Origin of the sequence: uncultured Hymenobacter sp. (genome assembly GCF_964243305.1) — a bacterium.
Taxonomy (GTDB): domain Bacteria; phylum Bacteroidota; class Bacteroidia; order Cytophagales; family Hymenobacteraceae; genus Hymenobacter.
In genome coordinates, this window is the sequence record NZ_CAXTEF010000029.1 from 27001 (window position 1) to 40264 (window position 13264).

The following is a 13264-nucleotide window of genomic DNA, read 5'->3' on the forward strand; positions in this document are numbered from 1 at the left end:
AAACCCAAGCAAAATGAAGAAGTCGGCCGCCGGCCGGGCCGCAAAGGTGGCGAAAGATGCGTGGCCGGCGCGGGGGCCGGCCGGCGCTGCGGGCCCCGCCCCCGCGCCGGGGCCCGCGGGGTAAATGCGTACTTTCGCAGCCCAATGAAGCCGGGACTTTCAATTCTGCCCGCGCCTGCCTTTCCCGCTCACCGCTCCCGTTTCGCCGTGCCCGAACCTGCCCCCGCTGCCGCCTACCTGGCCACCCAATCCCTGACCGTGCTCGTGCCGGTGTATAACGAAGAAGAAAGCCTCGGCCAGTTCGTGGTTGAGATGGATAAATTCCTGGCCCAGACGCCGGTCGCCACCACCGTGCTTTTCGTCAACGACGGCAGCACCGACCAGTCCCTACCCCTGCTGCGCGGCATCTGCCGCCCCGGCACGCCCTACGAGTTCATCTCGCTAAGCGAAAACCGGGGCCTGAGCACGGCCATCAAAGCCGGCATCGACCACTGCCGCAGCACGTTAATTGGCTACATTGACTCCGATATCCAGACCACGCCGCTCGACTTTCTCAAGTTCTTCGAGTTTTTCCCGGAGTACGACATGGTCAACGGCATCCGGGCCAAGCGCCAGGATACGGTGGTCAAGAAGCTGTCCTCGAAAGTGGCCAATACCGTGCGCCGCGCCCTGATTAACGACGGCATCGAGGACACGGGCTGCCCGCTGAAAATCATCAAAATCGACTACGCCCGGCGCCTGCCGCTCTTCCACGGGCTGCACCGCTTTCTGGGGGCCTTGGTGCAGTTGCAGGGGGGTAGGGTCAGGCAGCTGCCGGTGCGCCACTTCCCGCGCTTCGCCGGCACGGCCAAGTACAACCTCTGGAACCGCGTCTGGAAGCCGCTGGTAGACACGTTCGGCTTCCGCTGGATTCGCAGCCGCTGGAAAAACTACGCCATCGGCGAGCAGCAGCGCGCCGCCGGCGCTAGCGTCCAGGAGGGCTGATGATGCTGAAAACCGAAACCGTGGCCCTGGCCATTGGGCTGCTTTCGCAGGGCTTGTTTTCGAGCCGCATCGTGCTGCAATGGGTGCAGAGCGAGCGGGCCCGGCGCGTGCTGGTGCCCACGCTGTTCTGGCAAATCAGCCTCGTTTCATCGTTTCTGATGATTCTCTACGGGATGCTGCGCCACGACCCCATCATCCTGGGCGCGCAGCTCATCAGCTACGCCATCTACATCCGAAATTTGCAGCTGCTGGGCGAGTGGCGCAAGCTGCCGCCGGTGTTTCGCCTTGGCGCCTACGTTTTTCCGCTCGCCGCGCTGGTCTGGTTCGTTATCGGGACGCCGTTTTTCAGTTTGCGCACCATGCTCGACGGGCGCATTCCGCGCGGCGTGCTCGTGCTCGGTGCCGTGGGGCAGACCATCTTTTTGCTGCGCTTCGTTTATCAGTGGCTCTATTCTGAGCGCAAGGGCGAGTCGATTTTGCCGCTAGGTTTCTGGGTCGTGAGCCTGGTTGGCTCGGTGCTGATTCTGGCTTACGCGCTGCTGCGCCAGCCGATGGATGCCGTGTTGGTGCTGGGCAACGTGTTCGGCGTGGTGGTGTATGCGCGCAACATCGTGCTCTTGCGCCGCAGCGGGGAGTGAGGGAGGGGGTAGGAAAGGAGGGGGCAGGGAAGTAGAAGGGTGGCGCGCAAAAAGGTGGTCATGCAGAGCGCAACGCAGTGGAGCGAAGCATCTCGCGTGGGGAAGTAATCAGCGGTCAATAACGATTGAGTTACTCTCCCGAGCGAGATGCTTCGCTCCACTGCGTTGCGCTCTGCATGACGTTCAATTAACACCGTCTCCCCGCCCCGCCGGCTCGACCAGCAGCACCCGCCAGCGGCCGTCCTTGCGCTGGCGGTCGGAGTAGAAGCTGTCCACGACTTGCAGGCGCACCTGCTCGCGCCAGGCGGCGGGCAGGGCGGCGGGCACATCTTCGCCCGAGAGCACGGCAAAGCGCCCCGGCAGGTGCACCAGGGTGGAGTCGGCATTGCGCGGCCAGGGGGGGGTAGGGCGGCCCGCATCCCAAACCCGCTTGATGTGCAGCTCGCCGAGCGTGTACCAGGGCAGGGGCGCGAGCACGGGGTTGGTGCTTAGCTCCTGAATGTGGCGCAGGCCGGGGTCGGCGCGGCGGTTGGTCCAGAGGGGGTAGGCGGGCGCCAACAGGGCCAGCAGCAAGGACATAGCCGTGAGGGAGCCGGCCATCAGCGCCCGCACCTGATACTGCCGGAACCCGAACCACAAAATGGCTGCCGCCAGCAACAAAAACAGCCCGACCGCCAGTGCAAACGGCACTGAGCCCGGCCCATAAGCCGGCAGCTTGGCTAAAACCAGAACCACCGGAAACAGGCAGCAGATAAGGGCCAGCAGCCCGGCCCAGATGCGCACGAGCGTGGCTTCGGGCCGGGGGCGGGCGCCGCCCCGCAGGACCGTTTCCAGGTGCCGCAGCAGGCCGGCAATCAGCAAGGCCAGCGGCGGCATGAGCGGCAGCAGGTAGCGCTCCTTCTTCTCCGGCACCAAACTCAGCAGCAGGAACCCGATGAGCAGCCAGGCCAGGGCGGGGGGGTAGGGAATGTAGCGCCCGGCCCGGCGCCGGGCAAAGGGCACGGCCAGCGCCAGCAAGGCCACCGGCGTCCAGATGCCGGCAAAAACCGGAAAATTCCAGTAGTCCCAGAACGGCTGCACGTGCCGCTCGCTCCACGACGTGACCTCCGTGCGGGCCACGGCCAGCGCCGCGGGCGCCACGGTGTGCTGCACGGCCAGATACAGCGGCCAGGCCGTTCCCACCGCCAGCCCGATAGCCAGCGCCAGGAGCAGCCCGGCGCGCCGCCCGCGCAGCGGCCCCCGCGCTGGGTTCAGCCGCCGCAGCCCGAAGCTCAGCAGAAACGGCAGCAGAATGGCATACGGCGCCACCGGGCCCTTGCTCAGCATCGAGGCGCCCAGCAGCAGCCCGCTCAGCCCGAACCAGCCCCAGTCCTTGCCCGCCCTCTCTGCGGCCACTCGCCAGGCGCGGGCCAGCGCCCACAAGCTGCCCACCAGCAGGCTGCTGGCGAAGATGTCCCAGTGCCCCTCGCGGCCCACCGTGATGACGAGCAGCGTCGTGGCCAGCACCAGCGCGGCCAGCCAGGCGGTGCGGCCGGGCGCCTCGGCTTCGCCGGGCAGCCCGCGGGTCAGCTCACGGGCCAGGCCCCAGAAGAACAACACGAGCAGGGTGCTGAGCACGGCGGCGGGCAGGCGCAGCAGGCCGGGGTCTTGCGTCAGGCCGGTGAGCTTTTGCAGGCTGGCCACGGCCCAGGTGGGCAGCGGCGGCTTGGCCACGCGCAGCGCGCCGTTCATGGTCGGAATCAGCCAGGAGCCGCCGGCGGCCATCTCGCGGGCGGCCGTGAAGTTGCGGGCTTCCATCAGATTTACTTCGGGGGCGCCCAGGTGCACGAAGCAGCTGAAAAAACACACCAGCAGCACCCACAGGGGCCGCGTCCAGCGGGGGGCGCCTTCGTCAGGTAGCATGAAATCGAGTTGGATTTGGTTGAAACGTAGGCAAATCTACCTGGTAGCTGGCCACTGACGCCGGAGTTTCGGTAATCTTGCGCTCTCAATTGGGGATAAGCTTTCACGCAGTGTTCCGCAGGGTTAAAACGCAGTGTTTCGCAGTGTTCGACGCCTGCCCACTGCGAAACACTGCGTTTTAACCCTGCGGAACACTGCGTGAAATGACGCCCTCACATCCTGCCAATCCTTGCTCTCCCTCACCACCGAAAACGCCCACCGCTGGCTCTGGCTGCTGTTAGCGGCCATAGCCCTGGCCCTGGGCGCCCACCTCAACGCCTGGGGCGTGCTCGAAAGCAGCGAGGCCCGCTACGCCGAAATCGGGCGCGAGATGCTGGCCGGCCACGACTGGCTGCACCCGCGGCTGCTCGGCATCCAGCACTTCCACAAGCCGCCGCTCACCTACTGGCTTACGGCCGCCGGCCTGGCCCTGACCGGCGGAACGGCCACGGCGGCCGGCGTGCGGCTACTGCCGCTGCTGGCCGTGCTGACGCAGGTGGCGCTGGTGTATGGCCTGGGCGCGCTGCTCTTCGCGGGCGACCGGGTGCGGGCGCTGGCCGCCGCCGTGGTCTATGCCACGCTGCCGGTGGTCCTGATTTCGGCCCTCAACGTGACCACCGATGCCTACCTGGCCACCTGGGAGCTGGCCGCCACCTTCGGCCTGCTGCGGTTTTATCAAAGCCACAAGCCCGGCTGGCTCTACCTGTTCTGGCTCATGCTGGGGCTGGCTTTTCTCACCAAAGGCCCCGTCGGCTTCATTCTGCCGCTGATGGCTGTAGCTGGGTTTTACTTTCGGCGCCAGCCGCCGCGCCGGCCCTTCACGGTGCACCACGCGCTGGGTTTCCTCTTGTTTGGGGGGGTAGGGCTGAGCTGGTACGGGTATCTGGTGGCCGAAAATCCGGCCTTCGTGCGCTACTTCCTCTTCGAGCACACCGTCGAGCGCTTCGCCAATCCCGACACGTTTGCCCGCAGCAAGCCTTGGTGGTTTTACCTGGTACTGGCCCCGGCCACGAGTTTGCCGTGGTCGGCGGCGCTGCTGGCGCGGGCCCTGCGCACACCCTGGACTTCGCTGCCGCCCATCTGGCGCAACGTGCTCTTGTTCGGCATCCTCGTGCCGCTGGGATTTTTTTCGCTCTCGGGCTCCAAGCTGCTGCTCTACATTCTGCCCATTTTCCCCGGCGTGGCCCTGCTCACGGTCTACTACCTGGGCCGCTGCACCGACGCCGAGCTGTACCATTGGTACGGCGGGTTTCTCTTGTTTTTCGGGCTGATTCTGGCCGTGCTGAGCGCGCTGCCGGCCGTGGTGGCGGCCTGGGAGCTGCCGCTCGAAGCCAGCCCACTCGTGGCGGTGTGGGCGGCGGTGGGGGCCGGCGCGCTGGCGCTTCAGCACATGCTCTGGCAGCCCGTGCGCGTGGCGCCGCGCCTGCTAGTGCTGCCGGTCATCTTCACCGTGTTCTTGTTGATGTCGGCCAAGACTGTGTTGAGTGAGAACGAGTTGCGCTTCAACGGCACCCGCCCGCTCGCCGCCCGCCTGGCCCGCCCCGACCTGGCCGGTCGGCCCGTGCTGGTGTATAATGAACTGCTGCCCTCGCTGGCTTTCAGCCTGGGCCGCCTGCCCGTTTCGCTCTATGATGGCAACCGCAGCCTGCGCCGCGAAACGCAGTTCGAGCACGACCAGGCCTGGCAGCGCCGGCTGATAAACTTGCAGGATTCTACCGCCCCGCCCCGGCCCGCGGCAGCTTTGTCAGCCGCGCCGGTGCTGGTCGTGAAGGGCGAGTTGCCCTCAGCGCGCCAAGGGCTGCGCGCCGGCTTGCCGCAGGAAGAGCAGCTAGGGCCGTGGCGCATTTATTACGCACCGAATGCGCCGGCTGGCGGTCCGGTCCGACGACCCTAGGCCGTCCGACCGGCTGTCGTGAGCGCCACTCAGACGACTCGTTCTTTCATCCTGACGACAGCCGGTCGGATGCTTCCGGCGTCGGACCGGACCGCCTTGCGGCGCGGAGTGCGTAATTCCCTACCCCCTTCGCCCACCCGAAGGCCGCCGCTGCCGGCCGGCCCGCCGCCCGCCCGTGAGCAGCCAGGCCGCGCCGGCCGCCAGCAGCCCCACGCCCAGCAGCGCCGCCTGCCGGGGCAGCGGGTCGGGTGGGGCGGGGGGCAGGAACTCGACGCCGCTGGCATCGGTGCGGGCGGGCGCGGTCACGTAGCGGCCGTGAGCCGGCACGGGGTAGTCAGCCGCTAGTTGGCGCAGGCCGGCTGCCGCCTCCGGCCCGGTAATGACCGGGCCGTGGCCGCAGCCGATGGCGGCCGGCACGAGGTCGGCCAGTTGCTGCACCGACTGCCGGGCGGCGGTCCAATCGTAGTTGAAGGGCGTGCCGGCGCGGCTGATTTTAGGTGTGCCCAGCAGCACACTCGGGATAGAATCGTGGTCGCAGGTGGCGAAAGCATCGCCGCCGAGCAGCGTGCGGTCTTCGTCCCGAAAAAACGCCAGCTGACCGGGGGCGTGGCCCGGCACGTGCAGCCAGCGCCAGCCCGGCAGGTAGGGTGGCGTGGGGTCGTCGGTGTTCAGCGCCTGCACCGCATCTTCCAGGTTGGGCAGTTGGCTCGGAAAAAACCGGCTCATAAAGGCCAGCGAGCCGCCCACGGTGGGGTCGCGCGGCGGGTACTGCGCCCGGCCAGTGAGATAGGGCAGCTCCAGTGGGTGCGCCACGATAGGCACTTTCCAGTGGGCGGCCAAGGCTTTGGCCGCGCCCAGATGGTCGAGGTGGCCGTGGGTGAGCAGAATGGCTTCGGGGTGGGTGCCCTTGTAAAAAAGCTGGTCGGCCGCCGCGATGATGCTTTTCTCGCTGCCCGGCAGGCCCGTATCGACCAGCACCCAGGCGCCGGGCCGGTCAGTTTCGACGAAATACACGTTCACAAAGCGCTGAATGCGCAGCTGGCTGACGCCGGGAGCAACGGGGGTTGTCATAACAGAGGGGGGTAGGGAATGCCAGCTAAGAAACAGAGGTATAAGAAACAGAGATACGGGAATCCCCGCCGCGGGTCGCTAAAAAAGTAAAACCTGGCTTGTAACGAATCGGCCCACGCCCGGTACCCTTGTCCTGAACCGCTAGCTGCGGCCGTTTTTTTTCGCTTCTTCCATCTCTTATTCCCTACCCCCATGTTCTCCTTCAAAGCCATCTTGCCGGTGCTCATGCTTGCCGGCTCCAGCCTTTCGGCCGCCGCCCAGACGCCGGCCGAGCCGACCTTCACCAGCACCTGCGAGGACGGCCGCCGGGTGCAGAACAGCGGGGGCGACCAGCGCTACTGCGAAACCCGCGACCTGACCCTGCCCGCGCCCGCCGGCCAGCCCCTGACCGTGCGGGGCGGCGCCAACGGCGGCATCGCCGTGCGCAACTGGGCGGGCGCTGACGTGCGCGTCCGGGTGCGGGTGCAGGGCTGGGCCGGCACCCAGGCCGAAGCCCAGGCGCGGGTCAAAAGCGTGGCCATCGGCACCAGCGGCCACACCCTGCAAGCCCAGGCGCCGGGCCCGGACGAGCAGTTCAGCGTGAGCTACGAAATCTTCGTGCCCGAGCATATGGCCCTCGTGCTGCGCACTATGAACGGCGGCATCAGCGTGGAGGGCACGCAGGGCGACGTGCGCTTCAACGCCGTGAACGGCGGCGTGAGTTTGAGCCGCCTCGGCGGCAAGGTGGCGGGCCACACCGTCAATGGTGGCCTGAGCATCGCGCTCAGCGGCCAGCGGTGGGAGGGCGCCGGCCTCGACGTGGAAACGACCAACGGCGGCATTAGCTGGCAGTTGCCGAGCGATTATTCGGCCCGGCTGTTCACCAGCACCAACGTGGGCAGCATCTCCACGAGCTTGCCCATCGCCATCGCTAAGTCGGGCCTGCTGCACCATGAAATCAGCACCACGCTGGGCCAGGGCGGCGCTCAGCTCCGGGCCGTGACCACGAATGGCGGCATCAGCATCCGGTAGGCTGGGCTAAGCGAAGGGAGGTAGGGAATTTGCGGGCCATCGTATCTTAGAGAGCCAAATCAAGCTTTTACCCCATGACACCTATCCTCATCGAGCCCCTGAGCGAGCAAGCCTACGAGCTGCTGCGGCAACTGGAGGCGCTGCACGTTCTGCGGGTCGTCTCGCCCCCCGATCAACCGGCACCGACGCCCGTTCCGCGCCAGTGGGCCGGCGCTTTGGCGGCCATTTCGCCCGCCTCAGTAGAAAGCTGGAATCAGTATCTGACGGAAATTAGAAACGAATGGGAGCGGGATATTTAGCGGATTCCAACGCCGTTATTGATTTGGTGCTGGGACGATTGGCACCCGTCAGCGCCGCGTGGCTCGACGCGCAGCTTAACGCCCAGCGGGTCGCTATAGCGGTTATTGCCCGTATTGAGCTGCTGAGCAAGACTGCGCCGGCCGCTGAATACGCTTTTATGCAGGCTTTCGTGGACAGCGTAGAGGTGCTGCTCCTGGACGAGCCCGTCATCCAGCAAACTATCCGCCTGCGCCAGCAGCACCGCATCAAGCTGCCCGACGCTATCATTGCCGCTACGGCCCTGGCGCACGGCCTCACGCTGGTCACGCGCAACACGGCCGACTTCCGGGCACTGGCCGGGCTGCTGGTTGTCAATCCGCACGAGGCGGCGCAGCTGCCGGCTGCCTAGCACTTTGTTGCTCCTGAAAAAGTCGGAGGCCAACCAAAAAGCCGGTTTTCGCTTATAGCAGCTAAAACCTGCTCATGGACCAAAACCCTACCCCCTCCTTCCCGGCCAATGCCTTCCGCCGGCAGGACGAAACGCCCGACGCCGCGTTTTACCAGTCGCCGCGCTTCGTGGCCCACATTGATGAAGGCGCCATCGCGGCCGTCACGCAGCTCTACCGCGAGTTTTTTCCCAAGGACGGTGAGCTGCTGGATTTGATGAGCAGCTGGATTAGCCATCTGCCGCCCGAGGTACCTTACCGCCGCGTGGTGGGCCTGGGCATGAACGAGGCCGAATTGAAGGCCAACCCGCGCCTGGCCCGCTTCGTGGTGCAGGACCTCAACCAAAACCCGACCCTGCCTTTCGCCGACAACGAGTTCGACGGCGCCGCCATCTGCGTCTCCATCGACTACCTCACCCAGCCCGTGGCCGTGCTGCGCGAGCTGGCCCGCGTGCTGCGGCCCGAAGCGCCGCTGGTCATCACCTTCTCCAACCGCTGCTTTCCCAGCAAAGCCATTGCCGCCTGGCACGCCCTCGACGACCGCGGCCACCTGGCTTTGGTGCGGCAATTTCTGCTGGCGGCTGGCGGCTGGCACGGCATCGAGCTGCTCGACCGCAGCCCCAACCCGCGCCGCTCCGACCCGCTGTTTGCCGTGGTGGGCCGGGTGGAAAAGGAAGCTAGCAGCTAACAGCTCTCGGCTAACAGCTTCCTTAACGTGGGTCGGCGGCGGTCAGGGCGGCGGCCCAGCCGGCTTCGGTTTTGGGAGCGGGCCCGGCTTGCCTGAAGGTTGCCGCCAGGTCGGGGGCGGCCTCCGAGAAGCCTTTCAGACTAAGCTTTACGGGCACTACGCTGGCGTCGGGCCGGCGCAGGTAATACGTCGTCTGGTTCTCGATTTCATCGTAGCTGCGGTCGCCGTAGGCACTCTGGGTGTTGGCTTTGCGCAGCGTTTTGAGGTAGTGTTTCAGCAGGGTGTAGCGGCCCTGGTGCAGCACCTCGGCGTAGGCGGCGCGGTGGCGGGGCTCGGGCGCGTCGCTGAAGCGCTCAAATGTGCGGGTGCGGGCCGGCGTCAGGGCGGTGGCGGGCTCCTCGAGGGTGAAGCGCACCACCTGCCGGTCGTTGAGCTGCAGCGAGTCGCGGGCCTTGAAATCATGCCGCATCAGCAGGCGCTGGCCCAGCACGTCGTATTTGAGCGGCACCGGGGCCAGCCGCACCTTGCTGGCCAGCACCAAGTGGCCCGGCAGCCAGCGGTCGATGGCGTAGGGCGAGCCTTTCAACTCGGCGCTGCCCGTGGGCAGCGAGGCCGGGCGGCCCTCCACCAGCGACTGAATATTGACTTGCATGTCGGCCCCGCTCTGCCCGGCGGCCGGCGCCTGGGCCCGCGCCCCGCTGATGCTACCCCCAAACACCAAGCCCGCGGCCAGGAACGGCAAGATTTTCATGTTGGTCAACTTGTGATAAGCAGTGTGAGAGTCAGTCTGATAGGCCGGCCAAGATACTGCATTATTCAGGCCTGGCATTTTTATGCCTCCACCACTTCGCCCGTGCCAAAGTAATAAATCAAGCCCCGCACTTCGGCGTAGCCCAGTTGCCGGAACAGCTCGCCGTACTGCCGCAGCTGGCGCCGGTGCGCTTCCTGCGGCGGCGGCACCTTGAAATCGAGCAGCGTGACGCGGGTGCCGGCCCTACCCCCCCCTTGGGCCGCAACCTCGGCCTCAAACACCACCCGGTCGGGCTTGTAGTCGCGCAGCCGCACGCCGCCCACCAGGATTTCGCGCTCGGTCTCGACGCCCACGCCGGCGCTGAAAAAATGCGCCAGCTGCGGGTGCTGCACGACTTCCGAGAGCTTCGCTTCCAGCTCGGCGCGCTCCTTATTGCTGATAATGCCCTCACTCACCAGTTGCCCGCCGACGCGGCCCACGTCGGTGGCTTGGTGCAGGCGGCGCAGGCCGTAGTGCAGCTTGCGGTTCAGCTCGCCCAGCTTTTCTTGCTGGTCGAAGTCAAACACCGTGTTGGCATGGCGCCTGAGCGAAAGGCGGTCTTCCCAGGGTGCGGAAGTCAGGTTGGTTAAGTCGTAGCTGTTGGCTTTTAGCTGTTGGCCGTTAGCTTTTTTCTCAGCCGGGCTGCCTTGCGCAATGACGTAGGAAATGGCCTCGTCGTCCCAGATTCCGGCCGCCTGCAAGTAGCCGTGCAGTAACTCGGCCACGGTGCGGGCCGGGCCGGCGGGCGCGGCGTCGGCGCCAGGCTTGTCGGCTTTGCGGCGGCCATCGGCTTTTTTGCTGATAATGTAGAGCCGGTGCCGGGGCCGGGTCAGGGCCACGTAGAGCGTATTGAGGCCTTCGAGAAAGGTTTTTTCGCGCTCCTCGTCGTATTGCGAACCCAGCGCGGTGCTTTGCAGGGCGCTGCTCAGGCTGGCCACGGCCACGTCGGGCAGGCCGGGCAAGGGCTTGTCGGCCTCTTCCAGATGACCCCAGAGCAAGGTGCCGCCGCGCGGCTCCAGGGTCCAGTCGGCAAAGGGCACGATGACCACGCCATACGCCAGGCCCTTGGCCTTGTGCACGGTCGTGATGGTAATGGCATCGCGCCCGCCCGGCGCGTTGATGCTGATGTTGCCCTTGCGCTGGTCCCAGTAAGCCAGGAAGTTGCCCAGGTTATTGCCGAAGCGCAAGCTGTATTCCAGGGTCAAATCCAGAAACCGGAACAGGTAGTCGGCCTCGCCGTTGCGCCCCAGCAGCCCGAAGGTTTGCATCAGCTGCTCGGCCAGCTCATACAGGCCCAGGTTGCCGGTTTCCTCCGGGCGCAGGTCGTAGCCCTGCTGTTTGAATTCCTCATAAAACGGCGCGCTGTGCGCGTCGTTGGCCAGGGCAGCCAGCTGGCGCACCCGCGCGGGGGTAGGGGCCTCGCGCCGCACCACTTTATCCAGTAAAAGCAGCGCCTCGGCCCGCGCCAGCGTGTGCGCCGGCTGATGCAACACGCGCAAAACGGCTACCAGCAGGTTCACCACCTCCGCGAATTCCAGCGCCAGCGAATCCGCCGAAATAATTGGGAACCCGCGCTCCTTCAGAAACTTAGCCACCAGCTTGCTCTGCCAGCGCGTGCGGCAGAGCACCGCCACGTCGGCCAGGCCGTAGCCGTCCACCAGTGCCTGCTCCACCAGTTGCAAGGCCAGGTAGCAGGTGCTTTCGTTGTAGTCCAGCAGCGCATCGGGCAGGTAGCCGGGCAGCGGCCCGGACTGGTAGTCGCCGAGCGTAGGGGAGAAGGGGCGCGCCGGCGCGTCGGCCTGCGTGAGGATGATTTGCACGTGCCCAGCCCTACCCCCCTTGTTTTCGCCGAAGTCTGGCGCTTCCTGCACAAAGTTTTTGTCAAAAATTCCTTCTACCAATTCCAGTTCCGCGTGGCGCTGGCTTATTTGAGTGAAGAAGTTATTATTGAACTCAATTATTTCCCGCGCCGAGCGGAAGTTAGTGTTCAACGCCCGCGGCTCAATCTTGCCTTTCAGCGTGTCGTAGCGTCCGCGCAGTAATTCCCGTACTTCCGGGTCGCGCCCGCGGCTGGCTAGCGCCTCGGTGTTATTCTGATAAAGCCGCAGAATCTGCTCCATCTCGCCGCCACGCCAGCGGTAAATGGATTGCTTGGCGTCGCCCACGGCCAGGGATAAATTATTGTTCGCCAGTGTATTTTCCACGAGTGGTAATAAGTTATTCCACTGCAATACCGACGTATCCTGAAATTCGTCAATTAATAAATGATTATACCTATCACCCATTCGCTCGTAGATAAACGGCACCGGCTCCGTTAATACAATGGACGCAATACGCCGATTAAATTCCGAAATCAATACGACGTTCCGCTCCCGGCTAATTTGCTCCACCAGCTTATTTAATTCGCTTAATAGTGAAGCGTGAAATAAATACGGCTGCATGGCCGTCATCAGCACATAATTTGGTAGATATTTCTCGCGCAGCGTGGCCAGCGTTGCCGCTAATTCGGTCAGCGCCGGCTTCACGGCGTCCACGCGCGCTTTATCAGCTTCGGATTTTATTTTGCCGCTGTACCACTTGTCGTTTTCCAGCGTGGCGCGCACGTAGGAATTCGGCCCGGCGTCCACATCCAGCAGCGCCGGGCCCTTGCGCACGTAGCCCCAGATGCCGCTTTTACCCTGGTACAAATCCGCTTCGCCTACCCCCCCTTCGGCCAGCAAGGCCGCGCCCGCCTCGCCGGCCTGCGCAAACACCGTTTCAATCTCGGCGCGGGCGGCGCGCAAGGCCCGGTCCAGCCGCCGGAAATCGGCCAGGCTGAGCTTACCTAGCTGCGCCACCGAATCCTGCACGGTCTCATTAAACAAGGCCCGACCGAAGCTGAGTAGTTCTTCGGGCAGTTGACTCCAGCTGCGGCCTTCCTCGGCCTGTCCGAGGGCGTAGTCGGCCAGCATCTGCGAGAGCAGCGCGCTGTTGGGGTCGCGGTTCACCTTGTCGAGCAGCGCGGCCACGGCGCCTTGCAGCACGCTGTCAGTGTCCAGCTCCACCTCAAACGAGGCCGGCAAGCCCAATTCTCGCGTAAAGGCCGTCACGATGCGCTGCACGAACGAGTCAATCGTGCTCACCGCGAAGTCGGCGTAGTGATACAAGACTAGCCGAAACGTAGCCGCCGCCCGCCGCCGCACCTCGCCCACGCGCTGCTCCTCAGTGCGCGATGAAGGCGACAACTGCCCGGCCTCGGTCAGCTCCTGCGCCACTTCCGCCAGCAGCGCGTCGGGCGCCTCGCCCGCGGCCGGCACCCGCGCGAACCGCCGTAGCGCCCCGATGATGCGCTCCTTCATTTCCCCCGCCGCATCATTAGTAAACGTGATGGCCAGAATGGACTTGAAATACGCCGGGTCGTCGGCGCCCAGCGCCAGCTTCAGGTATTCCTTCGTTAATTGGTACGTCTTGCCGGACCCGGCGGAAGAGGAATAGATGCGGAACGTGGCGGGCATCGTAATTGACAAGTAATTAGTTGTAATA

At 65.2% G+C, this 13264-nt stretch carries 11 protein-coding genes; 7 read left to right on the forward strand and 4 right to left on the reverse strand.

Going from position 1 to position 13264, the window contains the following annotated elements; translation table 11 throughout:
- The first annotated feature begins 207 nt into the window (after positions 1 to 207).
- On the forward strand, positions 208 to 984 hold the full coding sequence (locus ACFE70_RS15035; RefSeq protein ID WP_375418587.1) for a glycosyltransferase: 777 nt from the start codon (positions 208 to 210) through the stop codon (positions 982 to 984).
- Entirely contained in the window at positions 984 to 1622 is a 639-nt protein-coding gene (locus ACFE70_RS15040) for a lipid-A-disaccharide synthase N-terminal domain-containing protein (RefSeq protein WP_375418588.1), read from the forward strand. Before ACFE70_RS15035 ends, ACFE70_RS15040 begins: the two co-directional genes overlap by 1 nt.
- Positions 1623 to 1805: 183 nt before the next feature.
- Here the strand turns inward: ACFE70_RS15040 and ACFE70_RS15045 are convergent, their stop codons facing one another.
- Positions 1806 to 3524: an ArnT family glycosyltransferase gene (locus tag ACFE70_RS15045; RefSeq protein WP_375418589.1), complete on the reverse strand. Its 1719-nt coding sequence runs from the start codon at positions 3522 to 3524 to the stop codon at positions 1806 to 1808.
- Between the two features lie 229 nt (positions 3525 to 3753).
- On the opposite strand from ACFE70_RS15045, the gene ACFE70_RS15050 reads away from it, so the two are divergent.
- Positions 3754 to 5457, forward strand: coding sequence for an ArnT family glycosyltransferase (locus ACFE70_RS15050; protein ID WP_375418590.1), 1704 nt, complete (start codon positions 3754 to 3756; stop codon positions 5455 to 5457).
- A 120-nt stretch (positions 5458 to 5577) separates the two neighbouring features.
- Here the strand turns inward: ACFE70_RS15050 and ACFE70_RS15055 are convergent, their stop codons facing one another.
- The gene (locus tag ACFE70_RS15055; protein WP_375418591.1) at positions 5578 to 6528 is read right to left on the reverse strand and encodes an MBL fold metallo-hydrolase; all 951 of its coding nucleotides are present in this window, start codon (positions 6526 to 6528) and stop codon (positions 5578 to 5580) included.
- Positions 6529 to 6720: 192 nt separating this feature from the next.
- On the opposite strand from ACFE70_RS15055, the gene ACFE70_RS15060 reads away from it, so the two are divergent.
- The 4 genes from ACFE70_RS15060 (at position 6721) to ACFE70_RS15075 (ending at position 8952) form a co-directional block, all read left to right on the forward strand.
- On the forward strand, positions 6721 to 7539 hold the full coding sequence (locus tag ACFE70_RS15060; protein WP_375418592.1) for a DUF4097 domain-containing protein: 819 nt from the start codon (positions 6721 to 6723) through the stop codon (positions 7537 to 7539).
- A 74-nt stretch (positions 7540 to 7613) separates the two neighbouring features.
- Positions 7614 to 7838, forward strand: a complete 225-nt coding sequence (locus ACFE70_RS15065) for a hypothetical protein (RefSeq protein WP_375418593.1) — start codon at positions 7614 to 7616, stop codon at positions 7836 to 7838.
- A 26-nt stretch (positions 7839 to 7864) separates the two neighbouring features.
- Positions 7865 to 8227 carry a type II toxin-antitoxin system VapC family toxin gene (locus tag ACFE70_RS15070; protein WP_375418594.1) on the forward strand — a complete coding sequence of 121 codons (363 nt, stop codon included), beginning with the start codon at positions 7865 to 7867 and terminating at the stop codon, positions 8225 to 8227.
- A gap of 74 nt (positions 8228 to 8301) precedes the next feature.
- Positions 8302 to 8952 (forward strand): class I SAM-dependent methyltransferase, encoded by a 651-nt coding sequence (locus ACFE70_RS15075; RefSeq protein ID WP_375418595.1) that lies wholly within the window; start codon positions 8302 to 8304, stop codon positions 8950 to 8952.
- 22 nt (positions 8953 to 8974) lie between these two features.
- Here ACFE70_RS15075 and ACFE70_RS15080 read toward each other — a convergent pair whose 3' ends face one another.
- Together ACFE70_RS15080 and ACFE70_RS15085 are read right to left on the reverse strand one after the other, a co-directional pair.
- A complete protein-coding gene (locus tag ACFE70_RS15080; protein ID WP_375418596.1) occupies positions 8975 to 9703 on the reverse strand; it encodes a hypothetical protein in 729 nt (242 codons plus the stop codon).
- A gap of 80 nt (positions 9704 to 9783) precedes the next feature.
- On the reverse strand, positions 9784 to 13236 hold the full coding sequence (locus ACFE70_RS15085; RefSeq protein ID WP_375418597.1) for a UvrD-helicase domain-containing protein: 3453 nt from the start codon (positions 13234 to 13236) through the stop codon (positions 9784 to 9786).
- Positions 13237 to 13264 lie beyond the last annotated feature (28 nt).